Source organism: Geodermatophilus bullaregiensis, from assembly GCF_016907675.1.
In the GTDB taxonomy this organism is placed as follows: domain Bacteria; phylum Actinomycetota; class Actinomycetes; order Mycobacteriales; family Geodermatophilaceae; genus Geodermatophilus; species Geodermatophilus bullaregiensis.
In genome coordinates, this window is sequence record NZ_JAFBCJ010000001.1 from 3,503,304 (window position 1) to 3,519,168 (window position 15,865).

The window sequence follows — 15,865 nt, forward strand, 5'->3', positions numbered from 1 at the left end:
AGAAGGACCCCCCTGCCCCCCGCCGCTCGCAGGCTCGCGGCGGGACCCTGCAGGGGGGCCGTTCAGGCGAGGGTGCCGAACTCCCAGTGCCACGGCTCGGGCTTCTCGCCACCGGGCCGGGCCCAGTCGGGGTTCACGAAGCCGAACTCGCCGGCGTGCCGGGTCATCCAGGTCCACTGGGGCGTGCCCGCGACGTTGACCCCGCCGCAGAGGTCCACCGCCAGCGCCCAGCCGTGGTTCGACGTCCCCGGGACGGCGGCCAGCGCGGGCTTGCGGCGGAACGCGTCGGTCTGGGCGGCCATCGACCGGTAGGAGTCGGTGATGCACAGCGGGGTGCCGAACGCGGCCTGGTAGGCCTGCGCCAGCGCCGTGTAGCCGGCCGCCGCGTCGCAGCGCAGCGCGTGGCCGCGGGCGACCGGGCACAGCGCCGAGGTCGGGATGCGGCCGTTGGCCCACCCGCCCCAGGCGGGGCTGACCGGCCCGACCGGGGCCGGCGGCGCGCCGCAGGCACCGCGGCCGGAGACCGAGGCGGGCAGGGGCGCGTTCGGCTCCGCCGGGGCCGGGAGGGTGATCCGGACGGCGCGGGCGTCGTCGGGCAGCGACCGGACGCCGACCTGGTAGGTGGCCGCCGAGGCACCGAGCACGTCGCCCTCGCCGAGGTAGATCCCGACGTCGGCGCCGCCGTCGGAGACCACCAGGTCGCCCACCTGCAGCTGAGCGGCGGGCACCACCGGGGCGGCGGCCCACTGCTCCGCGGCGGTGCCGGGCAGGGCGTACCCGCCGAGCAGCCACGAGGCGGCGACGAGGCCGCCGCAGTCGTAGGTGCCGGGTCCGGCGGTGCCGGCGACGTAGGGGCGGCCGACCTGCGACAGCGCGCCGCTGACGGCGGCCACGGTCTCGGCGGGCAGCACCGTCACCGGGCGGTTGCCGGCGACGGCCCACGCGACGCCGGGCACGGCCTGCCCCGCAGCGTCGAGCGCGGGGGAGAAGCCCTCGGGCAGCGCGGCCGGGTCGGCCAGCTCGGCGGCCGCCGGTGGCTCGATCCCGGCGGCGGCCAACCCGGTGAGGTAGGCCTGCCAGCGCTGCAGGGCGGCGGTGTTGCGGACCTGCTGGTCGCCGGCGGCCGGGACGGTGCCGAGCGCGGCGAGCTGCACCGAGACGTCGAGGCCCAGGCCGGCGACGGTCGAGCGGACGTCGGCCAGCAGCGTGCCGGCCTGCTCGGTCGCGGCGTCGACGGCGTCCTGGGCGGCGGCCACCCGCGCGGCGGCGGTCCGCGCCGCGGCCCCGGCGCGCTGGGCGCGGGCGATCGTCGCCTCCCGGTCGCCGGCGGCGCGGTCGGCCAGGGCCTGGACGTAGAGGACGTCGGCGGTCGTGCCGGGCGCGGTGGCGTCCAGGCCCAGCACCGGCATGCGGGTGGTGGCCGAGGCGCGGTACAGGTCGGCCGCGGCGGCGCCGACCGACGCCTGCCCGGCGGCCACGGCCGCGCGGGCCGACTGCTCGGCGGCCACCGCCTGCTGCAGCTCGGCGCGGCGCGCGGCGATCTCGGTCTGCAGCCGCCGGTAGGCGTCGGCGTCCTGCAGCAGCGTGCTGCGGGCGGCCAGCGCCAGCCCGGTCGCGTCGGCGGGCACGGTGGCCGCGCCGGGTGCCGACGTGGTGGGGGCCACCAGCACCGCGAGCACCGGCACCAGCAGGGTGGCCAGGCCGACGACGAGCAGCCGGGCGCGCCAGGGCCCGCGCCCGCCGGTGCGGCGGGGAGCGGCCGGGCGGGCGGCGGGACGGCGGCGGGCGGGAGTGCGCGTCCGCTTCCTCGCCGCGGGCTTGCCGGGGGTGCCGGCGCGCGGGCGGGGTGTGCCCGGCCGCGCGGCGCGGGTCCCGGGGGCGCGGGCGGCCAGCAGGGCGCGCAGCGCCTCGGCCTCGCGGGCGGTGAGCTCCGGACCGGGGACGGCGCGGCCGGCCGCCGGGGGACGCGGGAGGGTGGTCGTGCGTGGTGCGGGCACGGCGTGGTCCCCCCGGGCGTCTCGACTGGCGTGGCCGGCCCCGCGGCACGGTGCCGTGGAGCGCTCAGCCGTCTCATCGACGCGGCGGAGGACCCGGAGGAGGGAGGGGGGAGGCGGTCTCACCCCTCCGGGGGAGGGAGTGCCCCCACCCGGGGGACCGGTGCGGGAGCAGGGGCGTGCGGCACGACCGTGCCCGCCCGCGGAGGTGCACGGAGCACCTCCGCGGACGGGCACGGACGCAGGGAGGGTCAGCGGTCGGGGGGCCACCAGGCGCCGTGCCGGGGCACCAGCGGGATGCGGTGCTCGGCGCCGTCCGCGGTGGAGACGACCAGCTCGACGGCGGTGATCGCCACCGGCCGGTCGTCGTCGTTGCGCAGCAGCCGCCCGGTGGCCAGCGGGATCGGCGGCAGGACCAGGGCGTCCTCGCCGGGCGGCTCGCTGCCCATGTCCGTCCGGGTCAGCGCTCGGCGAGCGGGACGAAGGCCCGCTCGGTCTCGCCGGTGTAGACCTGCCGCGGGCGACCGATCTTGGTGGCCGGGTCGTCCATCAGCTCCCGCCACTGGGCGATCCAGCCGGGCAGCCGGCCGAGGGCGAACAGCACGGTGAACATCCGCACGGGGAAGCCCATCGCCCGGTAGATCAGCCCGGTGTAGAAGTCGACGTTCGGGTAGAGCTTGCGCTCGACGAAGTAGTCGTCGGACAGCGCGATCTCCTCGAGCTGGCGGGCCAGGTCGAGCAGCTCGTTGTCCCCGCCCAGCTTGTCGAGCACCGTGTCGGCGGTCTGCTTGACGATCGTCGCGCGCGGGTCGTAGTTCTTGTAGACCCGGTGGCCGAAGCCCATGAGCTTGACACCGGGCTCCTTCTTCTTCACCCGCTCGACGAAGCGGTCGATGTCGCCGCCGTCGCGCTGGATCGCCTCGAGCATCTCCAGCACCGACTGGTTGGCCCCGCCGTGCAGCGGGCCGAACAGCGCGTTGATGCCGGCCGAGACCGAGGCGAAGAGGTTGGCGTGCGAGGAGCCGACCAGCCGGACCGTCGACGTCGAGCAGTTCTGCTCGTGGTCGGCGTGCAGCACGAACAGCATGTCCAGCGCGGCGGCGAGCTCGGGGTCGACCTCGTAGGGCTCGGCGGGGAAGCCGAAGGTCATCCGCAGGAAGTTCTCGACCAGGCCGAGGGAGTTGTCGGGGTAGAGGAACGGCTGGCCGACCGACTTCTTGTACGCGTAGGCGGCGATGGTCGGCAGCTTGGCCAGCAGCCGCACCGTGGAGATCTCGACCTGCCGCTCGTCGAAGGGGTCCAGCGAGTCCTGGTAGAAGGTCGACAGGGCGCTGACCGCCGAGGAGAGCACCGGCATCGGGTGCGCGTCGCGGGGGAAGCCCTTGAAGAACTGCTTGAGGTCCTCGTGCAGCAGGGTGTGCCGCCGCAGCCGCTCGTCGAACTCGCCCAGCTGGTCGGCGGTGGGCAGCTCGCCGTAGATCAGGAGGTAGCTGACCTCCAGGAAGCTCGCCTTGCCGGCGAGCTGGTCGATCGGGTAGCCGCGGTAGCGCAGGATCCCGGCGTCACCGTCGATGTAGGTGATCGCCGACGTGCACGCGGCGGTGTTGACGAACCCGATGTCGAGGGCGACCTGCCCCGTCGTCGCCAGGAGCTTGGAGACGTCGAGGCCGGCGGACCCCTCCGTGGCCGGCACCACGCGCAGCGGGAGCTCACCTCCCCCGTGCCGGAGAGATACCTCGGGGGCGGTGTCGGCACGGCTGCCAGCTGTCTCGGTCATCGTGGGCCGACGCTACTGGCGTCGGGCGGTCCAGACGACAGGGAGCCGCCCGCGGCAGGGGTGGACCGGTGCCGCGACGGCGCCGGGTCCACCCCCGCCGGTCACGGGTGGGTCATCGACAGGACGTCGAGGGCCTCGTCGAGCTGGGCCTCGGTGAGCTTGCCCTGCTCGACGTAGCCGCGCTCGAGCACCACCTGGCGGATGGTCTTCTGCTCTGCCAGCGACTGCTTGGCGACCTTGGCCGCCTCCTCGTAGCCGATGTACTTGTTCAGCGGCGTGACGATGGACGGCGAGGACTCGGCGTAGGTGCGGCACTGCTCGACGTTGGCCACGATCCCGTCGACGCAGCGGTCGGCGAGGATCCGGCTGACGTTGGCCAGCAGCCGGATCGACTCGAGCACGTTGCGGGCCATGAGCGGCAGCGTCACGTTGAGCTCGAAGACGCCGGTGGTGCCGGCGAAGGTGACGGCGGCGTCGTTGCCGATCACCTGGGCGGCCACCTGGATGGTCGCCTCCGGGATCACCGGGTTGACCTTGCCGGGCATGATCGAGCTGCCCGGCTGCAGGTCGGGGAGCTGGATCTCGCCGAGGCCGGTGCGGGGGCCCGAGCCCATCCAGCGCAGGTCGTTGGCGATCTTCACCAGGCCGACGGCGATCGTCTTGAGCTGGCCCGAGCCCTCGACGAGGGCGTCGCGCGAGCTCTGCGCCTCGAAGTGGTCGCGGGCCTCCGACAGCGGCAGCTCCAGCTCGGCGGCGAGCGTGTCGATGATCGCGGCGGCGAAGCCGGGTGGGGTGTTGATGCCCGTGCCGACGGCGGTGCCGCCCAGCGGCAGCTCGCCGATGCGCGGCAGCGAGGCCTGCAGCCGCTCGACGCCGTAGCGCACGGCCGCGGCGTACCCGCCGAACTCCTGGCCGAGGGTGACCGGGGTGGCGTCCATGAGGTGGGTGCGGCCGCTCTTCACGACCTCGGCGAACTCCTCGGCCTTGCGCTCCAGGGAGCCGGCCAGGTGCTCGAGCGCCGGGACCAGGTCGCGGACGATCGCCCGGGTGGCGGCCACGTGGATGGCCGAGGGGAAGACGTCGTTGGACGACTGCGAGGCGTTGACGTGGTCGTTGGGGTGCACCGGCTTCCCGAGCGCCTCGGTGGCCAGGCTGGCGACGACCTCGTTGGTGTTCATGTTGCTCGACGTCCCCGAGCCGGTCTGGAAGACGTCGATCGGGAAGTGCTCGTCCCACTCGCCGCGGGCGACCGAGGCGGCGGCGTCGGCGATCGCGCCGGCGACCTCGCCGTCGAGCACGCCGAGGTCGGCGTTCACCCGCGCCGCGGCGCCCTTGATGGCGGCCAGGGCGGCGATGAGCTCACGCTCGATGGGGGTGCCGGAGATGGGGAAGTTCTCGACGGCGCGCTGGGTCTGGGCCCGCCACTTGGCCCATGCGGGAACGCGGACCTCCCCCATGGAGTCGTGCTCGACGCGGTAGTCCTGCTCGGTGGCCACGCTGCGCTCCCGTGTGGTGTCGGTGGGGTCGGTGCTGCACGCGTGACCCTAGAAGGACCCCGTCCTCCCCACCCCTCCCAGGCCCGGGGTGGGGACGCGGGACGGACCCGTGCGGGCCGTTAGCGTGCGCGGACGCCGCCAGTCCCGAGGAGGACCCGTGTCCCACCCGTCGCCCGCGGACGGCCCCACCCCCGTCCCGCCGTCCTGGGACCCGCCCTCCTGGGCGCCGCCGGCGGCCGGTGCCGTCCCTGCCGGTGCCGTTGCCCCGGGTGCCTGGACGCCGTGGGGGACCTGGGACCCCACCGCCGGCCGCACCCCCGTCACCCTGCCGGCGCCGGCTCCCGCCGCGCCCGCGTCCGGGGGCCGCCCGGTGCTCACCGCCCTCGCCACGGCCGCCGTCCTCGCCCTCGGCATGGTGCTGGCCGCCACCGTCGGCGCCCTGGTGCTCACCGGCGCGGCCGACGACGTGGGCCAGGCGATCGGCGAGGGCATGACCTCGTCGGTGACCGAGGACCTCGGCTGGTACGCCGACCCGTACCCGACCGGCGGGGTCCTGGGGTCGGTCGAGCAGTTCGACCCGGTGGCGCCCGGTGGGCTCGGCTCCGACCCCGTCCTCGACGGCTACGCCCAGAGCTGCTTCGACGGCAACCTGCAGGCCTGCGACGACCTCTACCTGGAGTCCCCGCCGCTGTCGGCCTACGAGGAGTACGCCACCACCTGCGGTGGCCGGGTCAAGCAGTACGAGGTCCCGTACTGCACCGACCTGGACTGAGCCGCTGGACCCTCCCGGTGCCCGAGGGACGGGACCGCGGTGCGGGCGGGTGGTGGGGCCGGCCGGAGCCGTCCCGTGACCTCGCCGTGCTTCTCGGCGTCCCCGGCCAGACCTAGCCTGACCTGCGCACACGACCTCGACCCAGGAGTCCGCACACCATGTCCCAGCCCCCGTATCCGCCCCAGGGCGGCAACGACCCCTCGGGCCGGCCGCCCGGGCAGCCTGGCTGGGGCCAGTCCGACGACCCCGCCCGGCAGCCCGGCCAGCCGGCGCCGCCCACCGCGCAGTTCCCACCCGGCCAGTTCGGCCCGCCCGGTGGCGAGCGGGAGCAGACCGCGCCGTTCGGCCAGCCCGCCGGCCACGACCCGCAGCAGCCGTACGGACAGCAGCCGTACGGACAGCCGGGTGGCCACGACCCGAACCAGTACGGCCAGCAGTACGGCCCCCAGTACGGCCAGCCCCACGGCCAGCAGTACGGCTACGACCCGAACCAGCCGTACGGCCAGCAGCCGTACGGCCAGCCGGGTGGCTACGACCCGCAGCAGCAGTACGGGCAGCCCTACGGCCAGCCGGGCTTCGGCCAGCCGCAGCCGCCCACGGGCAGGAGGAACCTGGTCGTCGCGCTCAGCGTCGCCGGTGTGCTGCTGATCGCCGGCCTCGCCGTCGGGCTCTTCTTCCTCCTGCGCGGTGACGACACCACGCCGGTCGCCGACCCGACCACCTCGGGCAGCGCTTCGTCGTCGAGCCCGTCGTCGGGGTCCTCGTCCTCCTCGCCGTCCTCCCCCGGAGGTGGCGGCGCCGCGGGGCAGGCGACGCCGCCGACCGGCCTGGGCCCGGACCCGGACGGTCGGTACCAGCCGCTGGCCGAGGCCTGCTTCGACGGGGACCTCGCGGCCTGCGACGACCTGTGGCGCACGTCGCCGACCGGGTCGCAGTACGAGCAGTACGCCGGCACCTGCGCCGGGCGCGTGGACTACGAGGTCGCCGCCTGCGAGCAGCGCCTCGGCGACGGCGGCGGCGCGGTCACCCCGACCGACCCCGCGCCGCCGACCGGTCTGGGCGACGACCCGCTCTTCCAGCAGCAGGCCGAGGCCTGCTTCGCCGGGGACTACGCGGTCTGCGACGACCTGTGGCGCGGGACCCCGGTCGGCTCGGACTACGAGCAGTACGCCGGCACCTGCGCCGGGCGGCTGCCCTACGAGGAGCTGGGCACCTGCGAGAGCCGGCTCACCGACTGAGGAAGGACCTCGTCCTCCCCACCGCTCGCGGGGGTCGCGGCGGGACCCTGCGGCGGGGCCGCGCGGGCCCGGTGTCCACCAGGACGCCGGGCCCGCTGCGTGATCGGGGAGCTCAGTGCTCCGGGTCGGAGCGGTCGAAGGGCACCGCGGAGTAGGCGCGCAACTTCTCCAGCGAGTGCAGGCTGTCGATCGCGCGGATGGTCCCCGAGCGCGAGCGCATGACCAGCGACTGCGTCGTGCAGCCACCGGCGCGGTACTGCACGCCGCGCAGCAGCTCGCCGTCGGTGATCCCGGTGGCCACGAAGAAGACGTCGCCGCTGACCAGGTCGTCGATCGAGAGCACCCGGTCGAGGTCGTGGCCGGCGTCGATCGCCTTCTGCCGCTCCTCGTCGTCCTTGGGCCACAGCCGGCCCTGCAGCGCGCCGCCCATGCACTTGAGCGCGCAGGCGGTGATGATCCCCTCCGGGGTGCCGCCGATGCCCATGAGCAGGTCCACGCCGGTGCCCTCGCGGGCGGCGGCGATCGCGCCCGCGACGTCGCCGTCGGTGATGAACTTGATCCGCGCGCCGGCCTCCCGGACCTCGTGCACGAGCTGCTCGTGGCGCGGCCGGTCGAGGATGCAGACGGTGACGTCGGAGACCGAGCTGTGCTTGGCCTTGGCCACCCGGCGGATGTTCTCCGCGACCGGCGCGGTGATGTCGACGACGTCGGCGGCGGCCGGGCCGGTGGCGATCTTGTCCATGTAGAACACCGCCGACGGGTCGTACATGGCGCCGCGGTCGGCCACCGCCATGACCGCGATCGCGTTGGGCATGCCCTTGGCCATCAGCGTGGTGCCGTCGACCGGGTCGACGGCGACGTCGCACTCCGGGCCGTTGCCGTCGCCGACCTCCTCGCCGTTGAAGAGCATCGGCGCCTGGTCCTTCTCGCCCTCGCCGATGACGACGACGCCGCGCATGCTCACCGTGCCGATGAGGGCCCGCATCGCGTCGACCGCCGCGCCGTCGCCGCCGTTCTTGTCACCGCGGCCCACCCAGCGGCCGGCGGCCATCGCCCCGGCCTCGGTCACGCGGACCAGCTCGAGGGCGAGGTTGCGGTCGGGCGCGGGCCGGTCGGCGCGGAAGCTGCTCGCGTGGGTGCTCGTGGTCAGCGGGCCATCGGGCACGGGAAGGGTCACGGGACCTCCAGTTCGGCCACCGGCGCCGGCGCGACGGGGTGGGTGGGCGGTGCTGCGATCCTAGGGGAGTGACCACGAGTGGCCCGCCGGGCGAGCAGGCGCAGCAGACCCCGGACGAGCAGCCCCCGCCGCCCGCGTCCGCGGTCGAGCGCGCCAACCGGATGAGCGCGGCCAACATGATCCGGTCGCTGCTGCCCCTGGTGGTGATCTGCCTGCTCGCGGTCGGCTGGATCGCCTTCCGGCAGGGCGACGGCGACCCGGTCCGCCCGATCGACCCGTCCAGCACCGTGCAGCTGGCGTCGGCGCGCGCGAGCTACGCCGTCCCCGTGCCCACCGGGCTGCCCGACGGCTACCGGTCGACCAGCGCGCGCACCGACGCCGGCGACGCCGTCGAGGGGGCCCCGGTCACCCTCGAGATCGGCTACGTGACGCCGTCGACGGAGTACGCCGGTTTCGTCGTCAGCGACGACCCGGAGGCCGACCCGCTCACCGCGGTGCTCGAGGGCGCGGAGGCCGACGGCAGCGTGCAGCTGTCCGGGGAGGAGTGGACCCGCTCGACCAGCACGCGGGGGGAGACGGTCCTGTCCCGGGAGGACGCCGGCGTGACGGTGCTGGTCACCGGCTCCGCCGACGACGAGGAGCTCGAGACCGTGGCCGCCTCGGTCGCGCCGGTCGCGACCGGCTGAGGACGCGGCCGCCGGACCTCAGCCCTGCTGGTCGGCCGGCCCGGCCGCGGCCAGGCGCTCGCGGGCGCGGTCGAGCCAGTGCCGGCACAGCTCGGCCAGCGCCTCGCCGCGCTCCCACAGGGCGAGGGACTCCTCGAGGGTCAGCCCGCCGGCCTCGAGCCGGCGCACCACCTCGGCCAGCTCCTCGCGCGCCTGCTCGTAGGTCTGGGTCGGCTGGTCGGGGGTCGGCTGGTCGGGGGTCGGCTCGGGCGCGCTCACGCCTGCCCATCCTGCCCGGCGCCACCGACGCCGCCCGTGTCGCGGTCGACGCGCACCGGCAGCCGGCCCCCGGCCACCCGCACCGTCAGCGGCTCGTCGTCGCCGACCTCGGCGGGGTCGCGCACCAGCGCCCCGTCGGCCCGCTGCACGAGGGCGTAGCCGCGCTCCAGCGTGGCCTGCGGGGAGAGGGCGGAGACGCGGGCGCGGGCGTGCTCGAGGTCGCGCTCGGCGCTCTCCACCCGGTGCGTCAGCGTCCGGCGCGCGCGGGCACGCAGGGCCGCGACGTCGTCGGCCCGGCCGTGCAGCAGCCGCTCGGGGGCGGCCAGCACCGGCCGGCTGCGCACCCCCTCGAGCCACCGCTCCTGCTGGTCGAGCCGCACCGTGAGCAGGTGCCGGGCACGGGCGCGCAGCCCGTCGACCAGCCGCCGCTGCTCGCCGATCTCGGGCACCACCCGGTGTGCGGCGTCGGTCGGGGTGGCCGCGCGGACGTCGGCGACGTGGTCGACCAGCGTGGTGTCGGTCTCGTGGCCGACGGCGGTGACCACCGGCGTGCGGCAGGCGGCGATCGCGCGCACCAGCCCCTCGTCGGAGAAGGGCAGCAGGTCCTCCACCGAGCCGCCGCCGCGGGCGACGACGATGACCTCGACCTCCGGGTCGCGGTCGAGCCGCTGCAGCCCCTCGATGACCGACGACGCGGCGTTGACGCCCTGCACCAGGCTGTGGTGGACGGCGAAGCGGACCGCGGGCCAGCGCCGGCGCGCGGTGACCAGCACGTCCCGCTCGGCGGCGGAGTCCTTGCCGGTGACCACGCCGACGACGGCCGGGGCGAAGGGCAGGGGGCGCTTGCGGGCGGCGTCGAAGAGGCCCTCGGCGGCCAGCAGCCGGCGGATCCGCTCGATGCGGGCCAGCAGCTCACCGAGCCCGACCGCGCGGATCTCGGTGGCGCGCAGCGAGAACGAGCCGCGGGCGATGTAGTAGTCCGGCCGCGCCCGCACGATGACGCGGGCGCCCTCGGTGAGCTCCAGGCCCGGCCGGTCGGCGACGTCGCGGGCGCAGGTCACCGGCACCGAGAGGTCGGCCGCGGGGTCGCGGAGGGTGAGGAAGACCGTTGCCGACCCGCGCCGGGACAGCTGGGCGACCTGACCCTCCACCCACACCTCGCCGAGCCGGCCGATCCACTCGGCGACCTTGCGGGCCACCGTGCGCACCGGCCAGGGCGCCTCGGGGGAGGAGGGGGCGGTCATGTCCCCGAGGGTGCCAAACGCGACCGACACGGCCGCCCGGGACCCACGGGGCGACGGCAGCGGCCCGGGTCCCCGGTGCGAGGTCCCGGGCCGCCGAGTGGTGCGGTGGGTGCCTTCAGCCCCGCGGCTGCAGCGGGCTGGCGTCGGCGGCCTGCTGCTCGAGCTTCTCCAGCCGGTTGCGCAGCATCGTCACGAACTGCGGCCGGGCGCGGGTCGCCTCCTCGTAGGCGAGCAGGTCCTGCACGGTCGCCAGCTGGTAGCCGCGCAGCCGGCCGCGCAGCTGGGCGATGGTGAAGGAGTCGTAGCCATCGATCGGTGACTCCACCCCGGCCGTGTCCTCGTCGGCGGTGTCGGCCCCACCGGCGTCGGCCGGCACGCCGGTGGCCGCCGCGACCGGGGTGCCGCCCTCGTCGGTGGCCTCGACCGCGGCCTCGCCGGTCGCGGTGTCGGTCGCGGTGTCGGTCGGGCCGGCCCCCTCGGCCGCGGCCGGCTCGGCGCCCATCTGCTCGTCGACGCGGGCGTGGTCGTCGGTGACGACGTCGCTGCCACCCTCCGTGACGGTGTCCCCGGTCGTCTCGACCGTGGTGTCGGCGGTCGTGCTCGTCGTGTCGGCGGTCGTGGTGCCGCCGCCGGAGTCGGCGGCGTCCGGCTCGGCGCCCATCTGCTCGTCGACGCGGGCGTGCTCGTCGGTGACCACGTCGCTGCCCCCGCCGGTGGCGGTGGCGTCGGCCTCGGCGGCCTCGGTCGTGGTGTCCTCGGCCGTGGTCGCCGCGTCGGCGTCCTCCGGGGCCACGACGCCCTCGTCGGTGACCGTGCCCTCGACCGTGGCGACCTCGCCGTCCGGGGTGATGACGTCGACCTCGGTCGCGGCGTCGTCGGTCGTGGTGCCGGACTGCGCGTCCTCGCCGAGCACGCCGGCGTCGGCGCCGGTGGTGTCGGTGTCGGCCCGGCCGATGTCGGTGTCGGCGGTGCCGGAGTCGGCGGCGTCCGGGATCGTCGTGTCGTCGCTGCCCACGTCGGGGGCGCCGGCCAGCTCACCGACGGGTGAGCCGCCCGGGTCGCTGGCGGCCGGGGTGTCCTGCTCGGTGGTGTCCCCGGCGGTCTCCGGGGTGCCCTCGGCCTCGAGCAGCGCGCTCTCGAGGGCGTCCTCGGTGGTGAGCCCGGTGTCGGCGGCCTGCAGCGCGACCTCGGCCTCCTCGGCGCCCTGCACCTGGTCGGTGATGGACTCGACCGCGGCGACGACCTCGGCCGGGGAGGGGTCCGGCGGCAGCCCGGCGGCCTCGTCGTCGACCAGGCCGGCCGCGTCGGTGTCGACGTCGACCTCCATGACGTCGACCTCGGTGAGCACGACCTCGGTGTCGCCGATGCGGGCGTCGGTGTCGTCGAGTGCCGCGGCGGTGTCCTCGACCGCGGCGACGACGGCATCGGCGGCCGGGTCGCCGGGGAGGGCCGCGACCTCGTCGTCGGTGATGCCGGTGGTGTCGACGTCGGGTGCGCGGTCGAAGGCCGAGGTGCGCAGGACGTCGATCGGCTCGGCGACCAGTGCGGCGCCGCCGGCGTCCTCCTCGTCCTCGTCGAAGGTGGCCATGCCGGGCTCGCTCTCACCGCGCAGGCCGGTGAGCACCTCGTCGCCGCGGGCCACCAGACCCGACCACTGCTGCTGGAACTTCATCGCCGTCTGCAGGGCCAGACCCACGAGGCGCACCGGCAGCCCGGTCAACGTCGAGGGGAGCCGGCGGGCCTCGTCGAGGACGGTGACGGCCAGCCCGGCGGCGGCGCGGATCGGCTCGGGGATCTCACGGGACATGGCCCCAGCCTGCCGCAGGCTCCGCGGAACGGCATCGTGGCCTCTCGCCCGGCCACCCGGTCGGGCGGCACTCCGCGCCGTCGGCGTGTCGCGCATCTCCTCGGGAGCCCGGCAGCCGACGGCGCGCCACCTACGATGGGTGCATGGCTGATCAGCGCGGACGGGTCCTGCTGGCCGATCCCCGGGGCTACTGCGCCGGCGTCGACCGGGCGGTGGTGGCCGTCGAGCGCGCGCTGGAGATCCACGGCGCACCGGTCTACGTCCGCAAGCAGATCGTCCACAACAAGCACGTGGTGGCCACCCTCGAGCGGCGCGGCGCGGTGTTCGTCGACGAGACCGACGAGGTGCCCGAGGGCTCGGTCGTCGTCTTCAGCGCCCACGGCGTCTCGCCGGCGGTGCACCAGGAGGCCGCGGCGCGGCAGCTGCGCACCATCGACGCGACCTGCCCGCTGGTGACGAAGGTGCACCAGGAGGCCAAGCGGTTCGCCCGCGACGACTACGACATCCTGCTGATCGGCCACCGCGGCCACGAGGAGGTCGAGGGCACCTCCGGCGAGGCGCCGTCGCACATCCAGCTCGTCGACGGCGCCGACGACGTGGCCAACGTCCAGGTGCGCGACCCCGAGCGGGTCGTGTGGCTGTCGCAGACCACGCTCTCGGTCGACGAGACGCTGGCCACGGTGGACCAGCTGAAGAACCGCTTCCCCGGCCTGCAGTCCCCGCCCAGCGACGACATCTGCTACGCCACCCAGAACCGCCAGCAGGCGGTCAAGCAGATGGCCGCCGAGTGCGACCTGGTGATCGTCGTGGGCTCGACCAACTCGTCGAACTCGGTGCGGCTGGTCGAGGTGGCGCTCGAGGCCGGCGCCCGCGCCGCGCACCTCGTCGACTACGCCGCCGAGATCGACCCGGCCTGGCTCGAGGGCGTGCGGACCGTCGGTGTCACCAGCGGCGCGTCGGTGCCCGAGGTGCTGGTCAGCGAGGTCCTCGACTGGCTGGCCGCGCGCGACTACCCCGACGTCGAGACGGTGAAGGCGGCCGAGGAGCGGCTGGTGTTCGCCCTGCCGCACGAGCTGCGCCCCAAGCGCGGCGAGACCGCCTCCTGACCCGTCCCCCGGACGCGCAGAGGGGCCCTCCCGGTCGGGAGGGGGCCCCTCTGCCGTCGTGGCCCCCCCCGCGGGGAGGTCCTCCTGTCAGCGCCGGGCGGCCCAGCGGACGACCGCCACGACGACGGCGACGACGGTGGCCACGGCCATGGTGGGGAAGCCGCGCACGAGCACGGTGGCGATGGTCGGCAGGTTGAGGCTGGCCGACGGTGCGAGGCCCACGTTGACCGCGGCCACCGCGACGAAGACCAGCGGCGGCGCGACGACGAGGGTGAGCAGGTCGCGCTTGCGGACCAGCAGCGTCGCGACGGCGGTGGCCGCCACCAGCGTGACGAGGGTGAGCGTGCCGAGTCCGACACCGAGGAACGAGTCGAGCGCGCCGCCGGCCAGCGTGATCACGAAGACACCGAGCACCGCGAGGACGCCGCGTAGCCGGCTGCCGCCCTCCGCGGGGGGTGCGATCCGGCTGCTCGAGCGCTCGGCGCCGTGGCCGGAGGCGCGGCTGCCACGGCGCTCGGGGACGTCGCCGGCGGAGCGGTCGGTCACCGGGCGCCCACCCGGGTGAGGGACGTGCTGCGCGGCGCGGGCGGCCGGGGGCCGGGCGTCACCGGCGGGACGGGCGGTCCGGCCGGTGGCGTGGCCGCCAGCGTGGCCGGCGCCGGGCCCGGCGGGGCGGCCCCGCGGCGGGGGCGGCGGCACGGGCGGGCGGGACATGCGCATGGGGCGGTCCGGTCCGGTCAGGTCGGGGCGCGGGGGCTGCGGGCGGGCCTGGGGGCGCTGCGGGCGCACTCCGCTGTCCCGCCAGGTGTCGGCGGCGCTCGCCGAGGCCATGGCGTACCTCCCGTCCGGACCGGCCGGCCCGGTCCGGGCCGCTGTCGGTGCTCACCGTAGCGACGGCCGGCTCCCTCCGGGACCGGTTCCCGATGTCACCCGCTGACAGGTCCCCGTGTCGATTTGGCAACTCTCGGTGAGGGGCGGGGGTGGTGTGACGGGCGGGACGGGAGGTCCCCCGGTGGCCCGGCGGCCGGCCGGTGACCTGCCGGTGCCCGCCGGTCAGACGTCCGCGGTCCCCCCGGTCCGCCAGCGCAGCGCCGGTCCGGCCTCGTCCAGGCGGTCGGCGTCCGGCCGGAGCTCCCGATCCGGCCGGAGGTCCCGGTGGGGCAGCAGGGTCCGCCCGGGCAGGGGCGGCCGGTCGATCCGGACCACGTCGTCGACCCGCACCGGGCCGTCGACCCCCACGGCGTCGTCGGGCGCCGCGTCGTCGGGGACGGCGTCGTCGTCGGCCGGGCGCAGTGCCCGGACCACCGCCTCCACCGGCGCGGGCGCGGGCACCGGCGTCTCGCCGACGCCGAGGTCCTCGAAGCGGCGCGCGGCGGCGAGCACCGAGCGCTCGTAGGAGCCGACCGTCTCGTTGTAGCGGGTCAGCGTCGAGCCGAGCGCCGCACCGAGCCGGGTGAGGTGCCCGGACAGCGTCGCCAGGCGGGCGTGCAGCCGGCGGCCGACCTCGATGACCTGGTCGGCGTCGCGGGCCAGGCGTTCCTGCCGCCACGAGTGCGCCACCGTGCGCAGCAGGGCCAGCAGCGTGCTCGGCGTGGCGATGACGACGTCGCGGCCGAAGCCGTACTCGAGCAGGCCGGGTTCGGCCTCGAGCGCCGTGGTGAGGAAGCCGTCGGAGGGCACGAACAGGACCGTGAACGGTGCCGCCGGGCGGAACGCGGTGGGGTAGCGACGCGCCGCGAGCTGGTCGACGTGCGCGCGCAGCTGCCGGGCGTGCGCGGCGACCCGCTGCGCCTTGACCGTCTCGTCGGGCGCTTGCACCGCCTCGATGTAGCCGGTGAAGGGCACCTTGGCGTCGACGACGACCTGCCGCCCGTCGGAGAGGGTGACCACCAGGTCGGGCCGGACGCCGGCGCCCTCGTCGTTGGTCGACGACGGCTGCTCGACGAAGTCGCAGTGCTCCAGCAGGCCGGCCACCTCGACCACCCGGCGCAGCTGCACCTCGCCCCACCGGCCGCGCACGTGCGGGGTGCGCAGCGCGGTCACCAGCGCCGCCGTCTCCTGGCGCAGCAGCGCGCTGGTCTGCCCGACCGTGCCCATCTGCTCGCGCAGCTCCCCGTGCGCGGTGGCCCGGGCCTGCTCCATCCCGGCGAGCAGCCGGTGCAGGTGGTCGATCGACTCGTGCAGCGGGTCGAGCCCGGACTCGGCCGGCCGCCGGCGGGCCGACAGCGTGACGACCCCCAGCGTGACGGCGGCCCCCAGCAGCGCGCCGAGGAGCAGGCCGAGCAGGAGCGAGGCGGCGTCCACGCCTGG

General features: G+C 76.0%; 14 protein-coding genes. 4 read left to right on the plus strand and 10 right to left on the minus strand.

Translation table 11 applies throughout. The features are described 5' to 3' along the window. Nucleotides 1-62: 62 nt before the first annotated feature. The 4 genes from JOD57_RS16660 to JOD57_RS16675 form a co-directional block, all read right to left on the minus strand. The gene (locus JOD57_RS16660) at nt 63-1,997 is read right to left on the minus strand and encodes an NlpC/P60 family protein (protein ID WP_204693031.1); all 1,935 of its coding nucleotides are present in this window, start codon (nt 1,995-1,997) and stop codon (nt 63-65) included. A gap of 248 nt (nt 1,998-2,245) precedes the next feature. Continuing rightward, nucleotides 2,246-2,443 carry a hypothetical protein gene (locus tag JOD57_RS16665; protein ID WP_204693032.1) on the minus strand — a complete coding sequence of 66 codons (198 nt, stop codon included), beginning with the start codon at nt 2,441-2,443 and terminating at the stop codon, nt 2,246-2,248. 11 nt (nt 2,444-2,454) lie between these two features. Then, complete coding sequence (locus JOD57_RS16670) at nt 2,455-3,771, minus strand: citrate synthase (RefSeq protein ID WP_204693033.1); 1,317 nt, start codon at nt 3,769-3,771, stop codon at nt 2,455-2,457. Nucleotides 3,772-3,872: 101 nt separating this feature from the next. Continuing rightward, on the minus strand, nt 3,873-5,267 hold the full coding sequence (locus JOD57_RS16675; protein ID WP_204693034.1) for a class II fumarate hydratase: 1,395 nt from the start codon (nt 5,265-5,267) through the stop codon (nt 3,873-3,875). A gap of 157 nt (nt 5,268-5,424) precedes the next feature. Here JOD57_RS16675 and JOD57_RS16680 point away from each other — a divergent pair, with 157 nt between their 5' ends. Then, nucleotides 5,425-6,039, plus strand: coding sequence for a hypothetical protein (locus JOD57_RS16680; protein WP_204693035.1), 615 nt, complete (start codon nt 5,425-5,427; stop codon nt 6,037-6,039). A gap of 158 nt (nt 6,040-6,197) precedes the next feature. Further along, nucleotides 6,198-7,277, plus strand: coding sequence for a chromosomal replication initiator protein DnaA (locus JOD57_RS26415; RefSeq protein ID WP_204693036.1), 1,080 nt, complete (start codon nt 6,198-6,200; stop codon nt 7,275-7,277). Nucleotides 7,278-7,389: 112 nt separating this feature from the next. Here the strand turns inward: JOD57_RS26415 and glpX are convergent, their stop codons facing one another. Next, nucleotides 7,390-8,454: a class II fructose-bisphosphatase gene (gene glpX, locus JOD57_RS16690; RefSeq protein WP_204693037.1), complete on the minus strand. Its 1,065-nt coding sequence runs from the start codon at nt 8,452-8,454 to the stop codon at nt 7,390-7,392. A gap of 68 nt (nt 8,455-8,522) precedes the next feature. On the opposite strand from glpX, the gene JOD57_RS16695 reads away from it, so the two are divergent. Next, nucleotides 8,523-9,140, plus strand: a complete 618-nt coding sequence (locus tag JOD57_RS16695) for a DUF4245 domain-containing protein (RefSeq protein WP_307824740.1) — start codon at nt 8,523-8,525, stop codon at nt 9,138-9,140. Nucleotides 9,141-9,158: 18 nt separating this feature from the next. On the opposite strand, the gene JOD57_RS16700 is transcribed toward JOD57_RS16695, so the two are convergent. The 3 genes from JOD57_RS16700 to JOD57_RS16710 all read right to left on the minus strand — a co-directional run bounded on the left by JOD57_RS16700 (nt 9,159) and on the right by JOD57_RS16710 (nt 12,449). Then, nucleotides 9,159-9,398 (minus strand): exodeoxyribonuclease VII small subunit, encoded by a 240-nt coding sequence (locus JOD57_RS16700; RefSeq protein ID WP_204693038.1) that lies wholly within the window; start codon nt 9,396-9,398, stop codon nt 9,159-9,161. Next, nucleotides 9,395-10,642, minus strand: coding sequence for an exodeoxyribonuclease VII large subunit (gene xseA / locus JOD57_RS16705; RefSeq protein WP_204693039.1), 1,248 nt, complete (start codon nt 10,640-10,642; stop codon nt 9,395-9,397). Before xseA ends, JOD57_RS16700 begins: the two co-directional genes overlap by 4 nt. A 115-nt stretch (nt 10,643-10,757) precedes the next feature. Continuing rightward, the gene (locus JOD57_RS16710) at nt 10,758-12,449 is read right to left on the minus strand and encodes a hypothetical protein (protein WP_204693040.1); all 1,692 of its coding nucleotides are present in this window, start codon (nt 12,447-12,449) and stop codon (nt 10,758-10,760) included. Nucleotides 12,450-12,592: 143 nt separating this feature from the next. Between JOD57_RS16710 and JOD57_RS16715 the strand changes: the two genes are divergently transcribed. Next, nucleotides 12,593-13,555, plus strand: a complete 963-nt coding sequence (locus JOD57_RS16715; RefSeq protein ID WP_204693041.1) for a 4-hydroxy-3-methylbut-2-enyl diphosphate reductase — start codon at nt 12,593-12,595, stop codon at nt 13,553-13,555. Between the two features lie 87 nt (nt 13,556-13,642). On the opposite strand, the gene JOD57_RS16720 is transcribed toward JOD57_RS16715, so the two are convergent. Continuing rightward, nucleotides 13,643-14,101 (minus strand): DUF6542 domain-containing protein, encoded by a 459-nt coding sequence (locus JOD57_RS16720; RefSeq protein ID WP_204693042.1) that lies wholly within the window; start codon nt 14,099-14,101, stop codon nt 13,643-13,645. 507 nt (nt 14,102-14,608) lie between these two features. After that, nucleotides 14,609-15,859: a DNA recombination protein RmuC gene (locus JOD57_RS16725; protein WP_307824741.1), complete on the minus strand. Its 1,251-nt coding sequence runs from the start codon at nt 15,857-15,859 to the stop codon at nt 14,609-14,611. Nucleotides 15,860-15,865 lie beyond the last annotated feature (6 nt).